The organism is Streptococcus pluranimalium (genome assembly GCF_047785745.1).
GTDB classification, from domain to species: domain Bacteria; phylum Bacillota; class Bacilli; order Lactobacillales; family Streptococcaceae; genus Streptococcus; species Streptococcus pluranimalium_B.
Genome location: NZ_JBLOJT010000071.1, coordinates 1 through 9,178 on the forward strand (window position 1 = coordinate 1; position 9,178 = coordinate 9,178).

The 9,178-nt window shown below is 38.2% G+C and carries 8 protein-coding genes and 1 pseudogene; 4 read left to right on the forward strand and 5 right to left on the reverse strand.

Features of this window, described 5'->3' with window-relative positions:
* The 3 genes and pseudogenes from ACMZ6U_RS07535 to ACMZ6U_RS07545 form a co-directional block, all read left to right on the forward strand.
* Positions 1–660, forward strand: a pseudogene (locus ACMZ6U_RS07535) (alanine/glycine:cation symporter family protein); the annotation flags it as partial.
* Positions 661–783: 123 nt separating this feature from the next.
* The gene (locus tag ACMZ6U_RS07540; RefSeq protein WP_416107594.1) at positions 784–2,115 is read left to right on the forward strand and encodes an alanine/glycine:cation symporter family protein; all 1,332 of its coding nucleotides are present in this window, start codon (positions 784–786) and stop codon (positions 2,113–2,115) included.
* 228 nt (positions 2,116–2,343) lie between these two features.
* Positions 2,344–3,549, forward strand: a complete 1,206-nt coding sequence (locus ACMZ6U_RS07545; RefSeq protein WP_416107596.1) for a cation diffusion facilitator family transporter — start codon at positions 2,344–2,346, stop codon at positions 3,547–3,549.
* Positions 3,550–3,933: 384 nt separating this feature from the next.
* Here the strand turns inward: ACMZ6U_RS07545 and ACMZ6U_RS07550 are convergent, their stop codons facing one another.
* The 5 genes from ACMZ6U_RS07550 to ACMZ6U_RS07570 are packed head-to-tail and all read right to left on the reverse strand — an operon-like array spanning position 3,934 to position 8,131.
* Positions 3,934–4,689, reverse strand: a complete 756-nt coding sequence (locus ACMZ6U_RS07550) for an SDR family oxidoreductase (RefSeq protein WP_416107598.1) — start codon at positions 4,687–4,689, stop codon at positions 3,934–3,936.
* A 55-nt stretch (positions 4,690–4,744) separates the two neighbouring features.
* The gene (gene pta, locus ACMZ6U_RS07555) at positions 4,745–5,740 is read right to left on the reverse strand and encodes a phosphate acetyltransferase (protein WP_416107600.1); all 996 of its coding nucleotides are present in this window, start codon (positions 5,738–5,740) and stop codon (positions 4,745–4,747) included.
* Between the two features lie 15 nt (positions 5,741–5,755).
* The gene (locus ACMZ6U_RS07560) at positions 5,756–6,652 is read right to left on the reverse strand and encodes an RluA family pseudouridine synthase (protein WP_416107602.1); all 897 of its coding nucleotides are present in this window, start codon (positions 6,650–6,652) and stop codon (positions 5,756–5,758) included.
* Entirely contained in the window at positions 6,649–7,485 is an 837-nt protein-coding gene (locus ACMZ6U_RS07565; RefSeq protein ID WP_416107604.1) for an NAD kinase, read from the reverse strand. The genes ACMZ6U_RS07560 and ACMZ6U_RS07565 overlap by 4 nt, the downstream gene beginning before the upstream one ends.
* Entirely contained in the window at positions 7,460–8,131 is a 672-nt protein-coding gene (locus tag ACMZ6U_RS07570; RefSeq protein ID WP_416107606.1) for a GTP pyrophosphokinase, read from the reverse strand. The genes ACMZ6U_RS07565 and ACMZ6U_RS07570 overlap by 26 nt, the downstream gene beginning before the upstream one ends.
* Positions 8,132–8,261: 130 nt before the next feature.
* On the opposite strand from ACMZ6U_RS07570, the gene ACMZ6U_RS07575 reads away from it, so the two are divergent.
* On the forward strand, positions 8,262–8,831 hold the full coding sequence (locus ACMZ6U_RS07575) for a CYTH domain-containing protein (protein WP_416107608.1): 570 nt from the start codon (positions 8,262–8,264) through the stop codon (positions 8,829–8,831).
* Positions 8,832–9,178: the final 347 nt, after the last annotated feature.

A 9,178-nucleotide genomic window follows, 5' to 3' on the forward strand; every position in this document is an offset into this window, starting at 1 on the left:
TTAGTTATAATCTTTCACTATCGACAAATCATCCCAACTATTTCACTAGTTTTCACTTCAGCTTTTTTAACAACAGCTGCAGTTGGTGGCTTTACTGGAGCTGTTGTTAAAGAAGCTATCTAAAAAGGGATTGCACGTGGCGTTTTCTCCAATGAATCAGGTCTTGGTTCTGCACCTATCGCTGCTGCCGCTGCAAAAACCGAAGAACCTGTTGAACAAGGTTTAATTTCTATGACTGGTACCTTTATCGATACTATCATTATCTGTACCCTCACTGGTTTAGCCATTTTAGTAACTGGTCAATGGACAACATCCCTTGATGGTGCGCCACTTACCCAAGCTGCCTTCGCTGAAATCTTCGGAGAATGGGGCATTCTGGCTTTAACCATTTCACTCACACTATTTGCCTTCACAACAATCCTTGGTTGGTCGTATTATGGTGAGCGTTGCTTTGAATTTTTATTTGGGGTGAAGTATCTTGCGCTTTATCGTTTGATTTTTGTTATTTTAGTCAGCCTAGGTGGATTTCTCAGCCTTGACTTAATCTGGATTTTATCAGACATCGTTAATGGTCTTACCGCAATTCCCAATTTGATTGCTCTATTGTCCCTTTCTCCAGTTATTATTAAGGAAACAAATCGTTATTTTAACAATAACTAACTGACACTACTCAGTAGTTATTCTATTTTCTCTATTTGACAAAACATTTCATGTCGCTATATAATAGACAGCGGCAATTTATAACACTGCTGTCATTATTATTTATAGAAAGAAAATACCAACATGTACGAATTACTATCGTCCATTGATGGCTATGTCTGGGGACCTCCTTTACTTATTCTTTTAGTTGGGACTGGTATCTTCCTATCTAGTCGTCTTGGACTTATTCAAATCTTTAAAATCCCTACTGCTCTCAAACTCATTTTTTCAGACGATGCCAATGGTGACGGAGATATTTCTAGTTTTGCTGCCTTAGCAACTGCCCTCGCAGCAACAGTCGGTACTGGTAATATTGTAGGTGTAGCTACTGCTATTAAACTTGGAGGGCCCGGTGCTCTCTTCTGGATGTGGGTAGCTGCTTTCTTTGGAATGGCAACCAAATATGCCGAAGGTCTCTTGGCTATCAAGTATCGTGTTACTGATGAAAACGGTGAAAAAGCCGGTGGTCCCATGTACTACATTACTAATGGTTTGGGACAAAAATGGAAGTGGCTAGCAGTCATCTTCTCAATTTTTGGATCAATGGTCGCCCTTTTAGGTTCTGGTACCTTTACTCAAGTTAATTCTATTACAGATTCGCTTAAAAACACTACTGGCATTTCACCACAATTTGTTAGTCCAATTCTAGCTGTACTGGTCGCTCTTATTATTTTTGGTGGTATTCAATCTATTTCAAAGGTTTCTGAAAAATTGGTTCCATTTATGGCAGGTATTTATATCTTAGCTGCTATCATGGTGATCATTTTCCACGCTGATAACTTTATTCCAAGTATCCTTCTTATTTTCAAATCAGCTTTCACAGGACAAGCTGCTTTAGGTGGCTTTGCAGGCGCAGGATTCATGCTAGCTATTCAATCTGGTGTAGCCCGTGGAGTCTTTTCTAATGAATCTGGTCTTGGTTCTGCGCCAATTGCTGCTGCTGCTGCCCGCACTAATGAACCTGTTGAGCAAGGATTGATTTCAATGACAGGTACCTTTATCGATACCATCATTATTTGTACCCTTACCGGTCTCTCCATTATTGTTACTGATGGCTGGACAACAGACTTAAACGGTGCTATCTTAACACAATTTGCCTTTGGACAAGTCTTTGGTAGTTTCGGTCAAATAGCATTAACGGTCAGCCTTGTTCTATTTGCTTTTACGACAATCCTTGGTTGGTCTTATTATGGGGAACGTTGTTTTGAATTCCTCTTTGGTAGCAAATCAATCATTATTTACCGTATCTTATATGTTATCATGATTGCCATCGGAGGCTATATCAGTCTTGATACCATTTGGGTTTTAGCAGATATTGTTAACGGTCTTATGGTCTTTCCTAACTTAATCGCACTACTTGGTTTATCACCAATTATCGTTAGTGAAACAAAGAAATACTTCGCTAAACAAAAGTAAAACGTTAAGGCTAGGTGCAATACTAAGTTTTCGCGAATAGAGTTCCTTTTAACCTCTTTATACATAGAGGTTAAAAGGAACTTTTTTAGTTTATCATGTGCTTTCCAATTCCACTCTTGTGCTATAATAGTAAAGTTAATATTGAAAAAACAAAGCTAATTTATCACAAAGCTTAATCAATAAAGTATTATTCAGCCACTCAAAAAGTATCAAAAATAGAGGAACCCCATGTCATATCCTTCTGAAAATCTACGATTGGCCAAACGTGGACCAATCCTTAGCATCTCTGCTTATATTCTTCTAACTATCGGAAAACTCATTTCTGGTTACTGGTTGGACTCATCATCCTTAATAGCCGATGGTTTTAATAACCTATCTGATATTGTTGGCAACGTTGCTCTCTTGATTGGTCTTCATTTAGCCAGTCAACCAGCTGATGAAGACCATCGTTTTGGGCACTGGAAGATTGAAGATCTCTCTAGTCTCATCACATCATTTATCATGTTTTTGGTTGGTTTTCAGGTATTAATCCAGACCATTCAAAAAATAATATCGGGTAAAGAAACGCCTATTGATCCTCTGGGGGCTATTGTAGGGCTCGTTTCTGCCCTTGTTATGTTCGGTGTTTATAGCTACAATAAATCCTTATCTAAAAAAGTAAAATCTAGCGCTCTTGTTGCAGCCTCAAAAGATAACCTCTCTGATGCCCTTACCTCTTTAGGGACCTCTGTCGCTATCATAGCAACGTCGCTACATTTTCCCATCATTGACAATTTGGTGGCTATCGTCATCACATTCTTTATCTTGAAAACAGCTTACGATATTTTCATGGAAGCAACCTTTAGTCTCTCAGATGGTTTTGACCAAGCACAACTCAAAAAATATGAAGCAGCCATCCTAGAAATCCCTAAAATTACCGCTGTTAAATCCCAGCGTGGTCGAACTTATGGCAGTAATATTTACCTTGATATTATTCTAGAAATGAATCCTGACCTCTCTGTTTATGAAAGCCATGATATTACAGAGCAAGTTGAAGAAATACTGAGTGAACGTTTTTCAGTTTATGATATTGATATCCATGTTGAACCTGCTGCTATTCCTGAAGATGAAATTTTCGTCAATGTTATCAAAAAACTATACAAAAATGAAATGGTTATATTGTCAAAAATTCCAGACTTTGAGCAATATATTTCGGAAGATTTCTTTATGGTTGAATCTGATGGGCAAATCTTTAACAAGAAAAAAGTCATCGAAGAACAAATCTTTTATCCCGCTAATTTCACTAATTTTCAAGTCAAAAACATTAGTCAAAAAACAAAGTTACTGACCTATACTTTGGAAAACAAGCAACACATGAGCCTTTGGCGACGTCATGAAAAATGGTATTTAGTCTATCACCAAATCACAAAAATAGATAACGATAACATAAAATAGAGGCTGGGCAAAAAGTCCAACCTATCAATATAGGGTTCGTTTTAACATCTTAGCGTAGTGGTTGAATGGCGGTTTCTTTCGCGTTTTACGCTCGAAACCAGACCTAGAACAGTAGGTAATAGCTGTGCTTTATCTATCTGCAACCTCAAAAGATCTCCTAGATCTTCTGAGCTATGCGGGGGTGGGAGTGAAACAGTCTGGGGATAGACCGTTTCAGCCCGAACATAGAAATAAAAGAGTGACGGAAATCAAACCCTTTTCAGATAAAAATAGGGAGTTCTTTCGCACTCCCTATTTTTATCCTTTTTATCTGAAAATTTTTATCTCAATCTATTTTAATTACTTCTAAAGAGCCCTTCTTACGTCTCTCTGCTCTCCCCTCACTCACTCGTCCTTAAAAACAGGTAAAGCTCCAAAGCTTTGAGAGGTTGGCATGATTTCAATACGATTGACATTCATGTTCTCTGGCTGCTCAACCAACCAGAGAACTGTTCTAGCAATATCTTCTGGCTGAAGGCTATTAGCTTTTTCATAGAGTTTACTTGCCTTTTCATCATCTCCTTTAAAACGAACATTTGAGAACTCTGTTCCACCAGCAAGACCAGGCTCAATGTTTGTCACTCTAACATGAGTTCCAGCTAAATCAGCTCTAAGATTAAGGGAAAATTGTTTGACAAAAGCTTTCGTTGCTCCATAGACATTCCCACCTGGATAAGGATAATTTCCTGCAATTGAACCAATATTAACCACGTAACCGGATTGACGTCTAACCATTTCAGGTAATATTTGGCGAGTCAAATAGGTTAGCCCCATAACATTAGTCATAATCATTGTTTCCCAATCCTCAAAATTGGCTTCATTAGCTTTTTCAAGTCCCAGCGCTAGACCAGCATTATTGATTAAGATATCAATAGTCTTAAATGGCTCTGGAATACTATTGAGTGCTTCTGTAGTAGCCTCTTTTGATAACAAATTCATTTGAAGGGGGAAGAAACGATCTCCTAGCTCTTTTTTCAAATCATCTAGACGTTCCAGCCGTCGACCTGTTCCAATCACTTGATACCCCTTGTCAACTAATTCTCTTGCAATCGACGTTCCGAATCCAGCAGTTGCTCCAGTTACTAATGCCGTTTTTACCATTCTATTTTCTCCTTTTCTGTACGACAAAAGCCGAGTATCAACTCAGCTTTTAGTATTATTTTTCTTCTAAGGCTTGTGCAGCTGTAATGATACCAAGTTTATAGATATCATCAGCACTTGAACCACGAGACAGATCATTAACTGGTTTGTTAAGTCCTTGAAGAATAGGTCCAATAGCATCAAACATACCTAAACGTTGCGCAATCTTGTAACCAATGTTACCTGATTGGAGATCTGGGAAGACAAAGGTGTTGGCTTGACCAGCAACATCGCTGTTCGGTGCTTTGATTGCTGCTGTTTCGGGAACAAAAGCAGCATCAAACTGCAACTCACCATCCAAAGCAAGCTCTGGAGCCATTTCTTTAGCCAACTTTGTTGCTTCAGTTACTTTATCGACTTGTGGTGATTTACCAGAACCTTTTGTTGAGAAGCTCAACATTGCTACTTTAGGATCAATATCAAAGATAGCTGCCGTCTGTGCAGTATTAACTGCAATTTCCGCTAACTCTTGAGCACTTGGTTCAATATTAATAGCACAGTCAGCCATGATATAGCGTTCATTGGTATTTTCACGGTTCATCAAGAAGACACCTGACGTCCGAGAAATACCCGGTTTTGTTTTGATGATTTGAAGCGCTGGGCGAACAGTATCCGCTGTAGAGTGAATGGCACCAGATACCATACCATCAGCAAGTCCCATTTGGACCAGCATGACACCAAAATAGTTTACATCACGAAGCATTTTATCAGCATCTTCTAGAGTTGCTTTTCCTTTACGGATATTAACAAACTCTTCTTTCATTGCTTCAAAATCCTCGTAAGTTTCCGGATCAATAATTTCAGATTTTGGATCTTCGAAACCTAATTTTGCAAGTAGAGCTTTAACTTCTTCTGGCTTCCCTAGGATGATTGGGTCAACCAAACCTTCAAATTTCAAACGAGCTGCTGCACGAACAACACGTTCATCCTTTCCTTCTGGAAAAACGATTTTAACATGTTTCCCAGCAACTTTTTCCCGTAAACTACCAAACAGTGAACGAATACCTTCCATTGTTAAAAAATACCTCTATCTATTATCATTTTCTAATGATATGATAACGTTTTCGAAATCATTTGTCAAGCCAAGCTCGTAAGTCACTCTTTCTTCAATGAAAGGATCGATGAAAGACAAGGTATGACAGTGTAAGGCCTGTCGTTCAATTCCCAAATCCATGCGTCCTCCGTATAAATCGTCTCCAAGTAAGGGAAAACCAATATGAGCGAAATGGACACGAATCTGGTGTGTCCTTCCTGTGTGCAGTCGTATATCCACCAGATGAACATCACCGTATGAAGCAACTACTTCATAAGTCGTATGCGCATATTTTCCAGAATGATGCACCCGACGAGTGATAATAGAATCCTCATCACGCGCAATAGGCGCAATAATCTCTCCTTGCTTGTCTAAGCTACCTTGTCCCGAAACAAGAGCAAAATAACGTTTTTCAATGGCTTTTTTCTGCAACTGCTTATCTAAACGGGCATGCGCATAGCCGTGCTTAGCAAATAACATAAGACCGCTAGTATCACGATCTAAACGCGTGACAATATGAACTTGTAAGTTAGGATACTTCTGTTTTATGAAATAGCCTTTAACAAAATTCGCCATGGTGTTAGAATGATTGACACTTGGGATACTAGCCACACCTGAAGGCTTATTTAAGACTAGAAAATGATCGTCCTCAGCTACAACCGCCAAAGGTATATCAATAGGTTCTAGTTTTTCATAAGGTAATTCATCGGGAATATCGACAGCAATCACATCTCCGACATCAACGATATGAATAGCATTTTGTTCTCTCTCATTAACCCAAATATGACCACCTTTAAACTTAATTTTAGCTAAGAGACCTTTAGAAATATCATGTTCTTTCAGAAGAGACTTGACCTTGCCCGGTCTACGAGCAACAAATTCAAATCTCATGAATCCAAATCTCCAATAAAGGCATCCTTGACCCTTGCCCAAAAACTTGTGTGACTAGGCGTTGATACAAAATGAATCTTATGGTTAGAAATGTAAAATTCTACTTTAGCAATGTTTTTATGATGGTAAGTCTTATTATCAATCGAAACCGTATAGGTCCCCAAGCGTTTAGGAACCAAGACAATACGATCATCCTTAGGAATAATCAACGAGGAACCCAAGGTCCGGAAAACACGATTATTGATACTTGAGATTTCTGTCATTTGAAGAGCTTCAATAGTGGGATGAAGGACAGCACCGCCTAAAGATTTATTATAAGCTGTACTTCCTGTCGGTGTTGATACTAAGATGCCATCACCACGGAAACGTTCAAATTTTACTTTATTAATCATGACATCTGCCACCATGGTTTTTTCGATACGCTTAACTGTTGCCTCATTAAGCGCGCGCGAGCGATAGACCCTACCATCGTCCAAAGTAACCTTAACCTTAAGAATAGGATAAGAAATACTAGCTCCTTGATCTTGGCGTAATGTGTCAATAAGCTTATCAACTTCAAAATCACGATAATCCGTATAAAATCCTAAGTGCCCTGTATGAATACCAACAAAACGAACAGTGTCCAGTTCCTTCTCATACATGTGAAAAGCCGATAAAAGCATACCATCGCCACCGATTGTAATCACAACATCAGGATTTTTTTTACTCAAATAAAAATCTGGATCATCACGAAGAACATTGAAAATCTTTGAAGCAATTCGTCTACTTTGATATTTACCATTAGCAATAATGGCAATTCTTATTGGCTTATCTGTAATATTCATCTGTGTCATCACTATTTCCTACACCATCACTTAAACTTCTATTGGCTGGATCAAAAAGCAATTGTGCTTCTTGAATATCTTCTTTAATCTTTCGCATCTCCTCATCCAATTCAAGGGCAATCTTTGCAGTTATCTCCAAGCGTTGCTTGATATCATCTGGAAAATCTCCTTGGTATTTATAGTTCAAGGAATGCTCTATCGTTGCCCAAAAATTCATGGCCAATGTTCTAATTTGAATCTCTGCTAAAATCGTCTTTTGTCCATCAATCGTATCAACGGGATATTCAACTACTACATGATACGAACGATAGCCACTTGACTTCATATGTCTAATGTAATCTCTCTCTTGGATAACTTTTAAATCATGCCGTTGTCTTAAAAGTCTTAAGACCTCATCCACATCATCAACAAACTGAACCATCACCCTGAGACCAGCGATGTCTTGAATATCCTGAGCAATATTCTCAAAACGAACACCTCTTAAAGCCATCTTTTCTTGAATACTCTCGACTGATTTTACTCGTCCAGTCACAAATTCAATAGGAGAATACTTTTGTTGTTTACGATATTGCTTACGGATTCCCCTCAGTTTAATTTTTAATTCGCCAACGGCTTGAATATAAGGGTCTAGAAATTCTTCCCAATCCATTGTCATTGAAGACTCCTGTCTATTTTCCTTACTTGTTTTACGGTGCATTCTTGTAAAAAAGAGGACTTTTGTATAAAATAAATCTAATTATTATTATAACATAATATTCAGTCCAAAAAAGGAAAGCAAATCGCCTATGACTAATCTCGAAATTGAATACAAGACCATGCTGAATAAAGCAGAGTTCAATCATCTGCAAAACCTACTAATGAACGTCAATCCTATCACTCAAACCAATTATTATTTTGACACACCAGAAGGCGATATGCGATCCAAGAAGTTATCCCTTCGTATCCGTACCTTTGATAAGTTAGCTGAGTTAACCTTGAAAATTCCTGAGACAGTTGGTACTATGGAGTACAATGTTTCCTTAACCAAAAAAGAGGCAAGAGAAATCATGGACACCGGTTGCTTTCCTGATTGCCATATTAGAGAATTATTGACAGATCAAAAAATCCCTCTCGAAAACCTTACCGTTTTAGGACACTTGACGACCATTAGACGTGAAACGCGTCTGCCTATCGGTCTGTTAGCTCTGGATAAAAATCATTACTCGGACCGCATTGATTACGAATTAGAATTAGAAGTTGAGGATGCCGAAAAAGGTCAAAAAGATTTTGACGAATACTTAAAACGGCATAATATCAATTATAAATACGCTAAAAGCAAGGTTGCTAGATTTGCTGCAACCCTTCAAAATAGATAAGCAAACAAGCCTAAGAAAATTCTTTAACATCATTCCGTTAAGTGGAGGCTATGCGAAAAACATTTAAAATATAAAACGGCTTAGAATGACGCTATTAAGAAACGTTCATTCTAAGTCGCTTTATTTAGACCTTCTTTACTACTTTCTTTTCATGACAACTCACTCGTCTTAATGTATTCTAGGCAAGACCTCTTCAATCTCTTGGCGATGTTGTTCGTATTTTTGTGGTAACTGTAACTGTTTTCCGAGTTCCTCTCTACTTTCATCAACCAAAAGCCCTGGAACCTCCGTTGCCATTTCAAAAATCACTTGACCGAGTTCTCTAAAAATAAATAGATTTAAAATAT

Bases quoted from the DNA above. Each gene is read 5' to 3' on its own strand.
- ACMZ6U_RS07565 (WP_416107604.1), bottom strand. From the start codon at position 7,485: ATGACACAGATGAATATTACAGATAAGCCAATAAGAATTGCCATTATT.
- ACMZ6U_RS07570 (WP_416107606.1), bottom strand. From the start codon at position 8,131: ATGACAATGGATTGGGAAGAATTTCTAGACCCTTATATTCAAGCCGTT.
- ACMZ6U_RS07550 (WP_416107598.1), bottom strand. From the start codon at position 4,689: ATGGTAAAAACGGCATTAGTAACTGGAGCAACTGCTGGATTCGGAACG.
- ACMZ6U_RS07560 (WP_416107602.1), bottom strand. From the start codon at position 6,652: ATGAGATTTGAATTTGTTGCTCGTAGACCGGGCAAGGTCAAGTCTCTT.
- ACMZ6U_RS07545 (WP_416107596.1), top strand. From the start codon at position 2,344: ATGTCATATCCTTCTGAAAATCTACGATTGGCCAAACGTGGACCAATC.
- ACMZ6U_RS07540 (WP_416107594.1), top strand. From the start codon at position 784: ATGTACGAATTACTATCGTCCATTGATGGCTATGTCTGGGGACCTCCT.
- ACMZ6U_RS07575 (WP_416107608.1), top strand. From the start codon at position 8,262: ATGACTAATCTCGAAATTGAATACAAGACCATGCTGAATAAAGCAGAG.
- pta (WP_416107600.1), bottom strand. From the start codon at position 5,740: ATGGAAGGTATTCGTTCACTGTTTGGTAGTTTACGGGAAAAAGTTGCT.